Below are 16,061 nucleotides of genomic sequence, written 5' to 3' on the forward strand. Positions count from 1 at the left end.
GGTCGTAAAATAGTTATAGAATTCAATAAACAGTATAAAAGGGAATATATGTCAATACACTTTATGTTAGTCTCAGATGCCCAGAGTGGTGCAACTATACGAGATGAGTTTGCCAAAATTAGTGCGACAAATATAAAAGTAGGTACTTTTGATATTTTGTTAGACCTTTTAATGGAGTATTGGCTACTACCAAGCCTTGATGATAAGAAATGGAAAACAAAGCTAACTCATCAAGCGATAAGAATGAAGGAAGCCTTTTGGGCTAAGAGTATACAAGTTGATGAAAAAAGCGTTATAGATGACTTGGATACAAGTTTACAATTGCTTTTAAATACACTCTCAATAGAAAATAAAATACTTCCTACAATCAACAAAGATGATACTCGTTATAGTAAATATTATAATGATCTGTGTGACTTACATGAAAAAATGGATTATATATTTCCTATGAGTCTTGAAAAGTCTCGTCTTTGGAATACACACTCTCATTTAAAACCCTTAGAAGAGGTATTTATTTATGCAGATGATTTACTTAACTTAGAAGTGTGGCAAAAAGAGATTGTTGCTAAACTGCAGCCAAAAACTGAAAATGAATATTCTAGGATATATAAACAATCTTTTCTAGCAGAGCTAGATACTAAAAATGAGGATCTTAAGCATCTTCAAAATATGTTGTTTTCTAGTGAACAGGCTAAAGGTATTCCAGTCATAAAGAATCTTCAATGGCTTGTTGCTAGAGATGTGCAGCAAGAGGTTGAAGTTTTAGCTGGCATGGTGCAAAACACTGGAGTTGATTTTAAAGAGATGGCGATTGTTATCCCTAAAGATGGTTGGTATAAAGAGTTTTTAATTCAAACATTTAATACTTTTAATATACCTTTATCAAGAGCAGGGCAGATTGAGGAGTATTCCGATATTGGAACTCAATGGATTTTTGATGCCCTGCAAGCTCAAGAAGTATTTGCACCACCTATGGTGTTTGCATCGCTTCTATCATCCCCATTGATGCCACTTTCTAATTATCATAGACAGAACTTAGCTTCTATCGCACTTGATAATAACTGGAGAGATAAAGAGGGGAATATAAAAGAGGGTATTTTAAAAGACTTGAGTGGAAATGCCCGGGATTTAGTAATGATAATAGTTTCGTGGCAAGAGATGAAAAATGAGCAGCCTGCAAGGGAGTTCCTTGATGAATTAGAAGAACTTTACTCATTGATAACTTATAGAGAAAATATACAACTACACAAAGAGAGATTTAAATCCTTAGTTCAAGATTTAAAAGTATATTTTGAAAGTTTCCCTGAGACTAACTTTAGGACTTTACTTAATCAAGTTCAGCCATATGCGTTGCAAGAAAACTCTAGTAGAGAATCATATTTAAATAGTATTCATGTTGTTCATGAAGATGATTGTATGATCCAAAAGGTAAAACATCTTTTTGTATTGGGTTTTAATGATGGGCATTATCCACGAAAACTTGAAAACGTGGGTGTTTTCTCTCGAAGCAATTGGCATTTGTTGGGTCAAGAACTAAATCTAAAACTAGACCATCAAGAGCAATTTTATGAAAAGGCAAAATCAGTATTTAAAAGGCAGCTGCAATGTGCACAAGAGAGTATCACATTTTTATCTTCAGCTTTAGATTTACAGGGCTCTTCTCAAAGTCCATCAAGTAGCTTGAGTGATATAGCATTTTGTTTTTATAATGGAGAAGGGGAGTTTGAACCAGAGGAGTTGCTTATATCCCTTGAAAAAGAGGATACTGCCCCTTTCTTTTATGCTACAAATAATGAAGTTCAAATGAAAGAGTATAAAGAGCTCATTTCAGATGATCTACAGTTCTCTCAAAATATTTTTGAGCTAAGAAAGAATAGTGATGGTAGCTTAAGACCAGAATCACCAAGTAGTTTGGAGAAATTGATGATATCCCCATTAGGATGGTTCTTATATAGACAAGGATTAGAGCCTAAAACTTGGGATGTCGAAGAGTTAAGTGTGGCAACACAAGGGACAATTGCTCACGGTGTATTTGAAGATATGTTTTCACCAGAGAACCCTACATACGATTTGTCTAATATTGATGCTTGTATAGAGAAGAGAATTCAAGAGGAAGCAATATTTTTAACTAAAGCACATAGAAAATTAGATTATGAGCAGTTAAAATCGAGTATTTTAAAAGCAGCAGATGAGTTTAAAGCATTACTGGATAATACCAATACAGATGTAAAAAGCACCGAAGAGAAGTTAACTGGAGAGATTTTTGGGATACCAGTAGCAGGAAGAACAGATGCTATATTGACTATTCTAGGAAAACAGCTTGTTCTTGATTATAAGAAGTCTGGTTCTAAGGGTCGTATTAAAAGAATGGAATCAGGTTATGATCATCAACTGTTTTTATACAGAGTAATGCTAAATGATAGCAGTGCGCTTACAGCTTACTATACAATGAATGATGCAACTCTTGTAGTAGATGAAAATATTACACTAAAAAGTGGAGATAATTATACCATTGTGGGTTTAGATAATGATTGTACTGGTAGTGCTTCAGCGTTAATACAAGAGAGAGTTGATGAAATTTCTAATGGAGAATTAAAGCTCAATTGTGAAGATGATAATAAAATATGGGAAACTAGGGGTGTAACAGCCTCATATACCTTGGAAGGTTCGCCTCTTATTGGCTTGTTTATAAAACCAGAATGCGAGGAAGTATAGATGTCAGAAATAGATTTTACAAACCTAAATGTTATATCTGCAGGTGCTGGTTCTGGTAAGACATATACTATACAGCATACATTAGCTAGCTGGTTGCAAGAATATCCTGACACTATTAGACCAGATAAGATTTTAGCAGTAACTTTTACAAAGATGGCTGCTAGTGAGATGCAATCAAGAATTCGAGCTGCATTACTTAGTTCTGGTAACATAGAAGCTGCAAAGAAAGTAACATCATCACAAATCTCTACAATACATAGTTTTGGACAAAACATTATTCATTCTTTTGCATATGAATCTGGGATGTCACCAAAAGTACGTCAACTAAGTGAGGCTGAAGAGAAAATATTATTACAATTATCGCTAAGTGGACATAAAGAGATTAATACTATTCTGCAAAAGCTAGAAGTTTTAGGTTATAAAGGAAAGTATAACGGTAAAGAGTTCTCAACAGCACTAGAGCAATTACAAAAAAAAGTTCTTCAGTTAAGTAACTCTTTAAGAACAATAGGGGCCACTAAAGAAAAGCTCGATCAATATATAGAACAATTATCACATGAAATACGATTAATATATGGAACACCTCTTGAAGCAAAAAGCTTAAATGAGGATTTGCATAACGCAGTAAAAGCGATGCTAAGTAGCTATCCAAATAATATGAAAGATGAATTTGGTGGAAATGCAACAGCAGATAAAGCATTAAATGCTGACTATAAAGCGCTAAAAAAAGCATTAGATATCAATACCATAGAGAATGATTGGAATTTATGGAAAACACTACAAACACTAAGAGTTACTTCTGTAAAAGATGATGATTATATTGCTTTGGCCCAGGAAGTAATGGAAGCTGCTAAAAAACTTCATTTACACCCAGGGCCTCTAGAAGAAGCTCTTTTTCATATAAAAATGTTGTTGCAAATTAGTATAGATACATTAGAAAACTACAATGAAGCGAAGCGTGAAAATGCTCTTATAGATTTTTCAGATATGGTTCATTTGTCAAATTCGATTATGAATAACGATTCATGGATAAATGAAATGGCTGAGACTTATGACTGTTTAGTTATTGATGAGTTTCAAGATACAAATCCTATCCAGTTTGCTTTGCTGTGGAAGTTTAAAGAAGCAGGTTTGAATACCATTATAGTTGGAGACTTGAAACAGTCTATTATGGGCTTTCAAGGAGCTGATTCCTCTTTGTTTGAATCGTTAATTAGTGGAGATAATGCTACACAACATCAATTGGAGAGTAATTGGAGAAGTACACCAGCACTTATGGAGTTTATTAATGCAATGGGAAATAGCTTGTATGGAGAAAAATATACTCATTTAACTCCAATGGCAAAGTTTGATTCCATGTTGACACCATTACAAATAATTGACTTTGATGATGGCAACTGGAGTGCCAATGGTAGTGCTAAGAGTGGTAAAGAGAGTTATTCAAAAGAGCATACCAGTGTTATCAGTGTGCATATTAAAGATCTCATTGCTTCAAAAACAGTTATTTATGATAAAAATACAAAAGAAAATAGAGCTATTCAAGCTTCGGATATTGCTGTTTTAGGACCAACGCATTCTGGACTAGGAAAAATGGCAAACTCACTCAGAGAAAGTGGACTAGAGGCTCAAATTAAACAAGATGGATGGTTTAATTCAAGGATAGTTCAGGTTGCATTTTATGCATTATCATACTTAGCAAACCAACAAGATAAACATGCTGCACTTTATATCTTAGTGACTGAATTAGGGGATGTGAATCTACAAGAAGCTTTAGATATGTATATAAAAGATAAAAAGTTTTCTCATGATTTACTTCAAAAATTAGATAGTTTAAGAGAAAATATATCAATGTTAACGTTATCTGGACAGCTTATAGCAATGATAGAAACTTTGGACTTGTGGAGTTATGTAGTTGAGTATAAAGATGGTTTGCAGCAACGTGCTAATCTTTTAAAATTTATTGACCTATGCTCTGAATTTGAATCATTACAATATGAATCACTTAATGCTTTGGGAATCTATGGGAGAAACATCAATAGTTTTTTAGCATGGTTGAACTTGAATGAAAACGATGCTCAGCCTAAATCAAAGTCTATCAATTCTCAAGCAGTACAATTACTTACTTGGCATGCGTCAAAAGGTTTAGAGTGGCCAGTTGTTATCGTACTTGGATTAGATAATGATAAAGCACCAACTTTGCCAGATATATCGCTAGGTTACACAGATTCATCTCGAGATAAGCCACTTAATAATACTTATATACAGTTTTTTCCAGAATTTAAAGATAGTAATACTAATGAAGCTTTTATTAAAATACTAGATGCATCTGCACATGCAACAGCAGAAAACCTTTTATATGTTGCAATGACTCGAGCAAGAGAACAGCTGATATTACCTTGGCCATCTTTTAAAGAAGCCAAAGTTGGAGAGTTTAGTATTATGCATAAATTAATGCATAAATGTAAAATGCAAGTGAATAGAACTGGTATTACTATGAAAGCTTTAGAAGAGGATTTATTTAAGTCATCAGTTGTATTAGCAAATATTGTAGATGAAAGCAATGAAGGAACTCAACACTCTTTAATTAATTATGGACGAATAGCAATAAAACACTTAGAAAAAAAAGCTCAAATACCTGCACAAATATCTCCATCAAAAATGCAAGAAGATATTTCCATAGACCAAACCAGTGTTTCTATACAAGACTATGGAGCAAAAGTTGATTTATCTAAAATCACTATGAAAGCATCTGAATTAGGGACTATTTTACACCATTGCTATCATGCATTTTTAGTAGATATTGATATGAAGGAAAGATTATTTTCCCATTTATCTGCATCTATGCCCCAAGAAATACTTGAGCAAGTATATGCTCAAACTAGGGAGTTTGAAAAATTTGCACAGAATAATTTGGCAATGAGAAGTATCAAATGTGAAGTACCAATTCTTGGTAAAACACAAGAAGGCAGTGTTGTTAGTGGTAGTATAGATTTATTAATTGAGACAGAACAAGGCTACTGGGTAATAGATCATAAAAGTGATAAGGTAGATGATGATGGTTTTACATCACAGTTTACACATCACTATCCTCAACTAATGACGTATGTAAAGCATACAAAGTTAGATAAGCCTATTTTAGGGGTTGGAATAAACTGGATTAGATATGGGATGATGAATTTAAAGGAAGTATCTTATGATTAATATGTCTTTTTTGACATTACCAGATCCAAGAATTAAGCCATCTGGATCACGGGATCCATTGGGGTTTCAAACTATTTGGGTTAAATTGGGTCGTGAACTTGTGGGTAGTAATTTAACTACAATCACATCTTCTATTGATAATTTTATCATAGCACTTTTAGCTAGTCATTATTCTTTCCAAGAAATAGATGAAGATAAAAAAATGGAAGTATTTTTTAAAGTTGAACAATTAGGGGCTTATTTTAGAATTGCAGGTAATTATAAAAATAATATTATGGGAATTACTCAGGCTCAGAAAAACTATACTACGAATAATATAGTTCTTGGGGATGATGGGCAAATATTTGGTAACCAAAAAACATCTGGCTTATGGGGATATTATTCAAGTGCACTAATGATGTCTGGTTTAGTTAATAAGGATAAGGATCAAGTACAAGAAGAAGGTAGCGAAATTGTAAATAAGTTCTTAAAAGTTTTCTCTTTTGATGATTTTTTAGAGTTGTCATTTATTGGGACTGATACTTTAGAAAAGCATGCTGGCAGCTTCATAAAGGCACTTGGATTCGTATATAAAGATATGGTGCATTTTGTACTTCAAAAATCTAAATTCGATATTTATAGTAAAACAGAGCTTTTTTTTCAATCAAGTGTAGATAATACAACTTATCAATTATTTTATGACTGGATGCAAAGAAACTATACTAATGATCCAATAACAATCAAGTTACTTGAAATAAAAGAAATAGATAAAGCATTATGGATAGCAAGTAAAATTTTTGAATATTGTAGAACACAAAAAGGTAAGACAGTTAATGAAGTGGCTAAGAGTATTGAAGAATCAACATTGGCAATGATTAAACTATCTTCATCTGATTTAAAAATAAAAAAATTTATTGAATTATGGAATAGTAAGCAGTTTAAAGAAGTTATTTATGAACTAGAGTTTATTCATTCAGAATCTATGAAAAATAGATCGAGTGCGAAATGGCTGACAATAAAAAATGATAAACTAAATGTTACTGTTGCAGCAAAGATGAGCTTGCCAAAATCAATTGAAAAGATACCTTGGCAATATAACTATTTTTTGCACTCATACATTAGTGTTGCCTTTCAGGTTTATACAGAAGGCAAAAGTCATGAATAATGCAGTAGTTACTGATAGTTATATAGAAGCTCTAAAAGGCAAAAGAGTCATTGAAGCAATATTTACTACATATACCTTGGATATAGATTTTTTTGAAGCAGAAGTATTATGGACTTTAACAGGTAAGGAAATGAATAAGTTTTCACCAAATAATGATGTTCGAAGAAGAGAACTGGCACATTACTATCAAAAAAATAAATTACCAATTAGTGTTTTTTTTGATAGAAAGGTCAATGACTGGGATACTGAAGAATCTGAACAAGCAATTAGTCCACTTATCGAATACTTGTTAGTACCAGTTCATAGCGGGAATCATGCTTTCCACCCAAAAATTACATTGCTCTTTTTAGAGGATTCTATCACAAATGAAAAGAGTATTTTATATGTTAATGGCTCTAATAATCTTACATATTCTGGTTGGTGGGAAAATGTTGAATGTGTAAATATGGGTTTGCTGTCTGAGAAAGAGGCAGTGTCTCGATCATTATTGGAAGAATGCCAAAAAAGTATCGAATATTTATCTGAGAAAAGAAAAGAAATTGATAAAGACGATTCATTTTTATTATTTGATGAATTTTTAGTAAAAGAATATCGTTTTGACAACAATAGGGACAAATACTTTTCTTCTTATAAAAATAATACTACTTTTTCTGAGTTTATTAAGAGTGTAGTTGCACTTGAAAACTATGATGTATTAGAAGTGATTTCTCCATATTTTGCTGAACAGGAAACAACAGTTATAGAGTTACTTTCACTAATATCTAATCAAGGATGCAAAGTTAAACTTTTTTTACCAAAGAATGAACAACATGAACTTCTATGTAATGAAATACTCTTTGATAAAATAAATGAGCAAAAGAATATCTTCTGGGCTGACCTTGATCAAAACATACAAGAAGAGTTACAAATAAAAACAGTGATTAAAACTGATAGTGAAGAGCATAATAAAATAAGAAATGTACATGCAAAAGTTTTTCATTGGCACAATAGTGAGACGAAAGAGTCAATTTATTTTACTGGATCTCTAAATTTGAGTTACAAGGCATTTAATGAAAATGAGGAAGCTGGAAAATTATTTTTTGTAGATAATGGGCAAGAGCACTTAATAAGTATTAAAGAAGATAAGCCTGTTTTTGCAGATGATTTGGATATTTTTGAGAAAAATATAGATTCTACAAATCAGACAGTTTATATGTTTTCTTTTTTATCTTTAATCTATGATTGGAAACTAAAGACACTAGTTGCAAGTGTTACTCTCGATACAGTCAATATATATGATTTTATTTTGTTATTAGAGAGTCAAGAAATAAACCTCAAGAAAAGTATTGAATTTGTTGATTTCAATACAATTGAGAAAGTGATTAGTTCTAATCCATATCTTGATATTAAATATGATAACAAGATACAGAAAGTATTTGTAAATCAAAAGAATTTTACACATAAGCCATTAGATCTTGGAAGTTTGTCTGTGAAAGAAATATTAGATATATATTCAAAATTTGAAATACATAATAAATCTAGTGAACTAATACAAAAAGCAATACAAAGAGCACTTAATACGAAGGGTATAGAATCTGACATTGACTTTTTAAATGATGATATAAGACAAAAAAACTTTTTCTCAGAATATTCAGAAATTTTCTATGGTTTAAGGCACTTAAAAAAGCTATTACAAGAAGATTCAGCCAAGCAAGAGTATTTTTTAGATGAAACTACAAAGGCTATGGATAGCATACCTATACTTATACAAGAAACTTCAGAAGATAAAAACATGGATATTGTGTCAAAGTATATAACATTTTTATATATAAAACAGATGTATGATGAATTTGGTAGAAATGTAGAGTTTCTTGATAAGTTTATATCAAGACTTAAAGAAGAAAACAGTACACAATTCACAGAAAATAAAGACTTTATAGAGTGGTTTGAGTCTGCATTTATTATGGAGTTTTCTAGTGGAGCGTCAACTTGAATAAGCTGTCAACACAATATAAAGAAGAATTTATTGATTTTAGTGCTGGTAATGCAGAATTTAATGATTTAGCAAGTATTCAGCAAGAGGGATCAATTGCTTTATATAATATTTTAAAAGAAAATACTGAAAGCATTGCTTATTTAGCAGATGAAGTGGGCATGGGAAAAACTTTTATCGCATTAGGTACAGTGATGCTCATGAGGTATTTAAATCCATCCCTTCGAGTATTATATATTGCACCAAACAGGCAATTAAAAGATCAATGGATAGATGAGTACCGTCGATTTATTAAAAACCATGTTAAATTGTCTCATGGACATATTAGATCGTTTTCTGGTAGTAGTGCTGTTCCTTATACAGACTGCAAGTCTTTAGCAGAATTAATTAAAAATACTTCAGAAGGTTATTTTGCTGATTATTTTGTTCAGATGAATAGTTTTAGTTTTGCAATGGATAGTAAACAAGAAAATGATCATGATTTTTATGCGAAAAAATTGAAATTGTTAAAAGAGTATATTCCTGCATATACAGAAAGCATATTATCTGATGAGAAAAGTATTGAAAATAATGAAGAAGTAAAACAGCACTATGCTTTAGCACTAAACTATGTATTACCAAGGTTTGATCTCATTGTAGTTGATGAATCACATAAGTTTAAAAATGGTCTCAGATCTTCAACAAGAAATCAAATGCTTGCTTTGATACTAGGTACATCTGATAAAGGAATTGGAAAAACAACTTTGAGTGATGAGCAAAAAAGAATTCAAAAAAAGTTAACTTCCAAAACATTACTTTTGTCAGCTACTCCATTTGATAGAAATTTGGGACATATAAGAAACCAAATAGAATTGTTTTCTGGAGAGAAACTTGCACAAAAATATTTTCCAGTGGATGATAAAGGAAACATAGAGTTTTCAATAAAAGATAAAGAAAAGCTCAAAAATACTTTGAGAAATTTTTTAGTAAGAAGACTTAATAGAATTAAGATAGGTAAAGATACAGCTACAAGGAATATGTATAGGTTAGAACACAGAGACAATGCTGTAGATTTGAAAGGTTTTCAAAATAAATTAGTTATGGCATTGGTACAAAAACATGTTGGTGATTTAATTGAAGATAAACAAACAAGTAGCCCTTCTTTTCAAATGGGTTTATTGGCTTCTTTTGAAAGTTTTGCTGATTCTGCTGGTGTTAAAGTCTTTGATGGGGATGAAAAAGTTGATGATGGTAAAGATCAAGCAAGAGATGCTAATTTAATACAACAATTAAATAATAGTTATAAAGAGGCTGGTTTAGGGTTTATTATGCCTCATCCAAAAATGGATGAAGTAGTCAATAATCATAGCGGAGAGAATTTTGCAAATGGAGAAAAGCATCTTTTTTTTGTTCGTAGGGTAAAAAGTGTTTCTGAGTTAGTACAAAAATGGAACCACCAATACAATCAATGGTTAATTAACTATTTAAATGACAACAGTAAGTATATATGGAATGATTTGTATGAGGAATATAAGCTTGCTAACCCTAATAAACAATATAGTAGTAATTCTGATTTAGCAAATGAAGATACTGATATAGAACCTGAAGACTTAAAAACAGATACCTTCTTTTCTTGGTTTTATAAGGGAAAGCATTTAGGGGAAGCCAGCTCAATTGCTGATAATATTCCAAATAAAGACTTCAAACTTAAAATGACAAAAAAAGAGGATCCATTTTCTCTTTATTTTGAACTAAACTGGGTCCTATATTTTGTTGAAAAGTATAACTTGAAAATTAATCTAGACAGTAGTATATTTCAAAAATCATATTTATCATATGTAAAAAAATATAACTTCAATGATAAAAATAAGACTAACTATTTTAATAGATACCATGCAGCACAATACGCAGCTCTAAACTGTATTGAATGTTATGAAGCAAAGATAATTATGGATACTATGTATGAAAATATTGAAATTCATAATGATGTAGATATGAATCTGTTTAATAAAGAAGTCATAAATAGTGATCTAAATTCAAGATCACTATTTAATGAGTTGGATCTTATTAATGATAATAACTGTATTGAAACTTTTATTTTAAAAGAATTGATATTAACTCAATTTCGACAAGATCATTTAATGGTGGATTTGTATTTAGCATTATTAGTAAGTGAAAGTATGGACGATTCTTTTATAGATAATTTTATAGACTTATATAAAAAGCAAGCTGAATATAATAGTGATATAACATCTTTCTCTATTATTAGAAATGTTAAAAATAATATATCATTAATATGTGAAACAAGTTTACAAAGCTATTCAAGAGAAATACACGGATTAGTGTACAAGGGATTAGTTAATGTATATAATAGAAATAAAAATCGTATAAATTTAAGTCCTTTAGACCCAGTTGTAGGTGTTTCGGGCGCTACTGGAAATAAATCGGAACCTGCAAGAAAATTTCGTTTACCAGGTTATCCAATTGTAATGGTGGCTACTGATGTAATGCAAGAGGGGGTAAACCTACATACATTTTGCAGAAGTATTACCCATTATGGTCTTTCTGGTACACCAATACATATTGAACAGAAAAATGGTAGAGTAGATAGGATTAATTCACTTACTCACCGAAAAATACAAAACAATAAATATGCTTCATTATTAGATTTTCATAGTGACAAAATTCAGGTTAGATTTCCATTTGTCCGACAAAGTTATGAATCCTTTCAAGTTAGAAGACTATCGCATAACCTTAATGAATATTTAGAAAGTTTACATGATATAGAAGTCGCAGGCTCTTCCGATGAAAAACTTTATATTGATAAAGAGTTAAATAATAACTTGCCTATACCCGAAGCATATACTAAGTATTTAGAAACACCTTTTGAAATCATGGAAAGTCAAAAATGTATTCCTGGTAATCTTTTTCATTCCATAGAGCTCAAAGCTAATGAAACCTTTAATCTTTTAAAGCTTTTATCAATGCATATAGAAGATATTTTTAATGAAAACGAAACATTAAATAAGTTACAAAATGGCGAAAAAATACTTCTTAGCTATTTAGATTATGATAATTTTTATATTGAACTTAAACCTGCTAAAGCTAATGGAGAGTTTTTACTGGAGTTTACCAAAGAAAAAGATGAAGATAGTTTAATTGAATTACTAGTTGGAAGTGAGACTTATATTGATAGTGATGAACAACTGACACATAAAGAAGAAATTATAGGTGCAGTAGAAAGGTTATTCACAAAAATAAATCTTAATGAAAAAAAAGAACTTAGTCCATTAGAATTAACAAATATTATTAAGTATTGGAAAAAAGAAAAAAGAATTCCTTTTGCAAGGTATGAAAATATTAGTTTTGAGTTTAGTAACAAGAGTATATTATTTCATATTGGGCAGAAAAGGCGTCATAGAATTGATATATATTCGATTGAGGTTTGTAAGAGAAAATATATTTTATTTTATACTAAAGTAGCACTAAAGACTTCGATAAAACAGGAGCTTAAGAAGGATATCGATATAGTAAAGTTTATAAATGAAAATGATCATATCATTGGTTATGTATTGCACGACTTTAAACATATACAACCGAAAGAATTTATGTATAGTGCATATGTTTTGGCAATGGAAGCTGATTTTTATGAATATCAATTATCTATCGAAGATCAGTTTTAAATGCTTATAAAACCACTGTATATAAATTAGTTTAAATCTTTTTTGTTTTATTGCGAATTGACAGTTCGTATAATCATAATACACTTTTACAAATAGAGTAAAAGGATTTATTATGACAGCTACACTTCATGCATCAGAGCGTTTACTTCAAAGAGCTTTTAAAATGAGCGAGTATACATTTCAAGATATCCAAAGAGCAGCAAAGCTTTTAGAAAAAGAGTTCTCTAGCATACATACGTCTTGTATACATACAAAAATATCTCTCCCGTCTTTTCCAACAATGGTAGCAGTAGTAAGAGAAGGAATGATAGTAACAATAAAATCAAAACTAAAATCTCCTGGTATGGATGAGAAAAAGAGAAAAAGACTATTTCTTAGAAATAAATACAGTAACTAGAAGGGAAAGGTATTATGCCAATACGACAAATAGAAGAGATCCATTCAGAAGCCATGCACTATCAAGAGCTACATTTTAAAATAGCTCATATATTTGTAAAACATTTAAAAGATTTACTAAAAAATAATAGCGATAAATATGCAAGACTTTCTAAAAGAGATCTCTATAAAAATATTATATTTCCAGAGAGCTTGCTGGAGAGAATTAAGTGGCATGATATGGAAGAAAACTCTAAGGCACACGAGTATGCAGTTGAACTAGGACTTGTTGATATGGACACATCTACAAGACCGTATGGGTATAAACTGATTGAAAATACGATGCTTCTAAGACCCTATCAAAGTGATATTGTAAAAATTGTAAAAAATTCAGCTGGTTCTGTTCTAGTTGAAGCACCTACAGGAGCAGGGAAGAGTGTAATAGCATCACAAATAGCTAAGAATGAGACCATGAATGGTGGTAAAGTTTTAATAGTAGCACCTAAAATAATTTTATTAGAACAACTCCAAGAAACTTTTATAGATTTGGAACCTCAAATAATTCATGGTCCTAAAGATTATGATGCCACACATAATGTATTCATATCTACTATTCAAACTGCACATAAACGTGAACTTGGCTTTGAGCCAACAATGATTATGATTGATGAAGTACACTTTGGATTCAGTGGAAAGATGATCAAGCAGCTTTTAGAGGATTTCAATGGTAGACTTATTGGACTATCAGCAACACCATATGATCAAAACTCTAAGCCTATAGAGGGATTCGATAAACATATTAATCAATATGATCTTAAATATATGTTTGAATATGAATACTTAGTACAGCCAATATGTTATGCACCAGTAAAAGTAGATTTGTCAGGTATTACAATTCAAGCAGGGGACTATAATCAATTAGAGTTAGATAGTTCTTTTAATAACTTTGAAAATATTACTCAAATTGTAGAAAATACTAGAGAGCTTATTGAGAGGCAAAATTCTGCATTGATATTTTGTATCAATATTGCTCACGCAAAAGCTGTAGCAATTGCTTTTAGTGATGCTGGTATTCCAACAAAAGCAATACACTCTAAACTCTCAAAGCAAGAGCAAAAAGATGTAATGCAAGAATATAAGCAGGGTAAAATAAAAATGTTGGCTAACCCTATGATGTTAACAACTGGCTTTGATGATCCTGCAACAGACTGTATTGTATTAGCACGTGCTACAAAAAGCCAAAACCTTTACCGTCAAATGATAGGTCGTGGTCTTCGACTCTTTAAAGATAAAACGCATGCAAAAATTATTGATTGTGCAGGTGTGATAGATAATTTAGGATTACCAACGGAGCCTCAAAAGCCAAATGAAAAGCTATTTTCAAAAAGGGAAGTTGTATGTCCAGTTTGTGAAAGTACAAGAATCTATAGAGTGAAAGACTACTACAATGATTTTGTTCGAAAATGTGCTGATTGTGGATATTCTGAAGAGATTAAGAGACGAGGTTGTGAATGTGAATCTTGTGGAGCAATTAACGACTCTAGTGCTAAGTATTTTACAATAGAGAATTCGCTTTATCTAGAGTGTAGCAACTGCGAACACCATACACTTGTAAGCACCACTTCTTCAGCTGAAGAGCTTAGGGAGGTATTTAGCGAAAAACAGATTAAAGACCTTCAAGCAAAGTTTACAATAGCCTATATAAAGCCCCTTTACACAAAAGGGCCAGTTGATCTTCCGTTTGAAGAAGACGTGGCACGACATATTATTGCATTTCAATACTATATAGCGCAAAACGTTCCTGATTTTATGACTGAGAAGTTTGAGTACATTAGAAAAATGTATAGACCTTTTAGGGAATCTAAAGAGAATGATCCAGATGATTATCAGTCGGATTGGTTCGCACCATGGGAATGGAAGAGAGAAGGGCGTTTATTTGGCTTAGAACTAGAAGCAAAACTTCTTGGAACTGATGTGAATGATATAAAAGAGCAATTAGATACTACAAAAGATCCATTTGAAGCTCTAGAATTGATACATACCTTACTAAGTTCTAAAGGGGAAGAAGTACTTGATGGAAAGCAAAAGCAACTACTACATCAACAACTAAAAGATACAACGTTAAGTAATGTAGATGCAATGTGTGTGAAGCGTTTAAAAGATATCTACTACAACAATGAACCTATCGAGGATATATTGAAGTTTATTCCTATGATGCAGAGTGTAATGAGTTAGTGTTGATTTTTGCGAACTGATAGGTCGTGTTTTCTAGTTATACTTTTTATAAATAAGGAGCAATAAATGAATAACAAAGTTGCATATGCAGAGGTAGAACAAGACGATAACAATGAGAATATTTTTCCATTTTGTCCAGTGTGCGGTAAGGCTACAATGGAATTAGATGAGGAAGAAAACGGCAAAGTTACTGGATGTAAACATTTAGAATTTATTTACGTTCAGGAAGTAAACGAATTCGAGTATAAGTCTGATCAATTTAAGGATAGGTTTAATAGTATTGACTTTGATGAATTTGAACTGGATAACTTGAAAACGACATTAGAAACTATAGGGTATACGAATAGTCTTTTGGCCTTAGAGGTTACTACTAATTCTATAGCATGTGGCCCATCTGCTTTTACTAGTGTTTTTGGTTTTAATTATACGAATTAATATATATTTATAATAGAAAGGAAGAGATATGGAATTATTAGGAGCAGCATTTATAACTATTGTTGTATTTTACTATGTATCTAAAGCATTTGTATCTCTATTTTGGTAACTAATTATGAAAAATAGCTGGATACTATCTAAACCACTACAAGGGAAGCATAGACATAGTTATTATTGCAAGTGTGCAAAAAACGGAGCAAATCGGACACCTATGACACTTCAGTTCGGACACCCATGACAGTTTCATTCGGACAGTGATAACGGAAATGAATCGGACGCTTTGGTCTAAAAACCGTCAAGAAAGAAAAATTTAAGAAAGGGA

General features: G+C 31.4%; 8 protein-coding genes. All 8 read left to right on the forward strand.

The window, feature by feature from the left end:
• Window positions 1-48: 48 nt before the first annotated feature.
• Window positions 49-2,715, forward strand: coding sequence for a PD-(D/E)XK nuclease family protein (locus HOG88_RS03475; RefSeq protein WP_295003229.1), 2,667 nt, complete (start codon window positions 49-51; stop codon window positions 2,713-2,715).
• Window positions 2,716-5,916, forward strand: a complete 3,201-nt coding sequence (locus tag HOG88_RS03480; protein ID WP_295003231.1) for an exodeoxyribonuclease V subunit beta — start codon at window positions 2,716-2,718, stop codon at window positions 5,914-5,916.
• Window positions 5,909-7,060, forward strand: coding sequence for a hypothetical protein (locus HOG88_RS03485; RefSeq protein WP_295003233.1), 1,152 nt, complete (start codon window positions 5,909-5,911; stop codon window positions 7,058-7,060). The genes HOG88_RS03480 and HOG88_RS03485 overlap by 8 nt, the downstream gene beginning before the upstream one ends.
• Window positions 7,053-9,032, forward strand: a complete 1,980-nt coding sequence (locus HOG88_RS03490; protein WP_295003235.1) for a phospholipase D-like domain-containing protein — start codon at window positions 7,053-7,055, stop codon at window positions 9,030-9,032. Before HOG88_RS03485 ends, HOG88_RS03490 begins: the two co-directional genes overlap by 8 nt.
• Window positions 9,029-12,694 carry a DEAD/DEAH box helicase family protein gene (locus HOG88_RS03495; protein WP_295003237.1) on the forward strand — a complete coding sequence of 1,222 codons (3,666 nt, stop codon included), beginning with the start codon at window positions 9,029-9,031 and terminating at the stop codon, window positions 12,692-12,694. The genes HOG88_RS03490 and HOG88_RS03495 overlap by 4 nt, the downstream gene beginning before the upstream one ends.
• 112 nt (window positions 12,695-12,806) lie before the next feature.
• Window positions 12,807-13,091: a hypothetical protein gene (locus HOG88_RS03500; RefSeq protein ID WP_295003239.1), complete on the forward strand. Its 285-nt coding sequence runs from the start codon at window positions 12,807-12,809 to the stop codon at window positions 13,089-13,091.
• 14 nt (window positions 13,092-13,105) lie between these two features.
• Window positions 13,106-15,304, forward strand: coding sequence for a DEAD/DEAH box helicase (locus HOG88_RS03505; RefSeq protein ID WP_295003241.1), 2,199 nt, complete (start codon window positions 13,106-13,108; stop codon window positions 15,302-15,304).
• A gap of 66 nt (window positions 15,305-15,370) precedes the next feature.
• On the forward strand, window positions 15,371-15,739 hold the full coding sequence (locus HOG88_RS03510) for a hypothetical protein (RefSeq protein WP_295003243.1): 369 nt from the start codon (window positions 15,371-15,373) through the stop codon (window positions 15,737-15,739).
• Window positions 15,740-16,061: the final 322 nt, after the last annotated feature.

This window comes from Sulfurimonas sp. (genome assembly GCF_018698455.1).
Lineage (GTDB): Bacteria > Campylobacterota > Campylobacteria > Campylobacterales > Sulfurimonadaceae > Sulfurimonas.